General features: G+C 53.9%; 1 rRNA gene. It reads left to right on the forward strand.

Annotated features, from left to right (window positions below):
* Window positions 1-2,349: ribosomal RNA gene (locus EER30_RS46605) — 23S ribosomal RNA — on the forward strand; the annotation flags it as partial.

Below are 2,349 nucleotides of genomic sequence, written 5' to 3' on the forward strand. Positions count from 1 at the left end.
CTGTGGGAGCAGACTTGTTCTGTGACCGCGTACCTTTTGTATAATGGGTCAGCGACTTATTTTCAGTGGCGAGCTTAACCGTATAGGGGAGGCGTAGGGAAACCGAGTCTTAACTGGGCGACCAGTCGCTGGGAATAGACCCGAAACCGGGCGATCTATCCATGAGCAGGTTGAAGGTTGAGTAACATCAACTGGAGGACCGAACCAGGATCTGTTGAAAAAGATTTGGATGACTTGTGGATCGGAGTGAAAGGCTAATCAAGCTCGGAGATAGCTGGTTCTCCTCGAAAGCTATTTAGGTAGCGCCTCACGTATCACCGCCGGGGGTAGAGCACTGTTTCGGCTAGGGGGTCATCCCGACTTACCAACCCGAGGCAAACTCCGAATACCGGTGAGTGCAGCGTGGGAGACACACAGCGGGTGCTAACGTCCGTTGTGAAAAGGGAAACAACCCAGACCGTCAGCTAAGGCCCCGAAATCCTGGTTAAGTGGGAAACGAGGTGGGAAGGCTCAGACAGCTAGGAGGTTGGCTTAGAAGCAGCCATCCTTTAAAGAAAGCGTAATAGCTCACTAGTCGAGTCGGCCTGCGCGGAAGATGTAACGGGGCTCAAACCAGGTGCCGAAGCTACGGGTTCATCCTCTGGATGAGCGGTAGAGGAGCGTCGTGTAAGCCGATGAAGGTGGATTGAGAAGTCTGCTGGAGGTATCACGAGTGCGAATGCTGACATGAGTAACGACAAGGGGAGTGAAAAACTCCCCCGCCGGAAGACCAAGGGTTTCTGTTCGACGCTAATCGGAGCAGAGTGAGTCGGCCCCTAAGGCGAGGCCGAAAGGCGTAGTCGATGGGAAACGGGTCAATATTCCCGTACCTCACTGTATTGCGATGGGGGGACGAAGAAGGCTAGGTGGGCCAGGCGTTGGTTGTCCTGGTGAAAGCCAGTAGGCTGGGATCTCAGGCAAATCCGGGATCCTAAGGCCGAGAGGCGAGACGAACTGACCACGGTCAGGAAGTCATCGATGCCACGCTTCCAGGAAAAGCCTCTAAGCTTCAGATACAGTGGGACCGTACCCCAAACCGACACAGGTGGTCAGGTAGAGAATACCAAGGCGCTTGAGAGAACTCGGGTGAAGGAACTAGGCAAAATGGTGCCGTAACTTCGGGAGAAGGCACGCTGATATGTAGGTGAAGCGACTTGCTCGTGGAGCTGAAATCAGTCGAAGATACCAGCTGGCTGCAACTGTTTATTAAAAACACAGCACTGTGCAAACACGAAAGTGGACGTATACGGTGTGACGCCTGCCCGGTGCCGGAAGGTTAATTGATGGGGTTAGCGCAAGCGAAGCTCTTGATCGAAGCCCCGGTAAACGGCGGCCGTAACTATAACGGTCCTAAGGTAGCGAAATTCCTTGTCGGGTAAGTTCCGACCTGCACGAATGGCGTAATGATGGCCACGCTGTCTCCACCCGAGACTCAGTGAAATTGAAATCGCAGTGAAGATGCTGTGTACCCGCGGCTAGACGGAAAGACCCCGTGAACCTTTACTATAGCTTGACACTGAACATTGAGCCTTGATGTGTAGGATAGGTGGGAGGCTTTGAAGTGTGGACGCCAGTCTGCATGGAGCCGACCTTGAAATACCACCCTTTAATGTTTGATGTTCTAACGTTGACCCGTAATCCGGGTTGCGGACAGTGTCTGGTGGGTAGTTTGACTGGGGCGGTCTCCTCCTAAAGAGTAACGGAGGAGCACGAAGGTTGGCTAATCCTGGTCGGACATCAGGAGGTTAGTGCAATGGCATAAGCCAGCTTGACTGCGAGCGTGACGGCGCGAGCAGGTGCGAAAGCAGGTCATAGTGATCCGGTGGTTCTGAATGGAAGGGCCATCGCTCAACGGATAAAAGGTACTCCGGGGATAACAGGCTGATACCGCCCAAGAGTTCATATCGACGGCGGTGTTTGGCACCTCGATGTCGGCTCATCACATCCTGGGGCTGAAGTAGGTCCCAAGGGTATGGCTGTTCGCCATTTAAAGTGGTACGCGAGCTGGGTTTAGAACGTCGTGAGACAGTTCGGTCCCTATCTGCCGTGGGCGCTGGAGAACTGAGGGGGGCTGCTCCTAGTACGAGAGGACCGGAGTGGACGCATCACTGGTGTTCGGGTTGTCATGCCAATGGCACTGCCCGGTAGCTAAATGCGGAAGAGATAAGTGCTGAAAGCATCTAAGCACGAAACTTGCCCCGAGATGAGTTCTCCCTGACTCCTTGAGAGTCCTGAAGGAACGTTGAAGACGACGACGTTGATAGGCCGGGTGTGTAAGCGCAGCGATGCGTTGAGCTAACCGGTACTAAT

It is taken from the genome of Actinoplanes solisilvae, from assembly GCF_003999975.1.
Classification (GTDB): Bacteria; Actinomycetota; Actinomycetes; order Mycobacteriales; family Micromonosporaceae; genus Actinoplanes; species Actinoplanes solisilvae.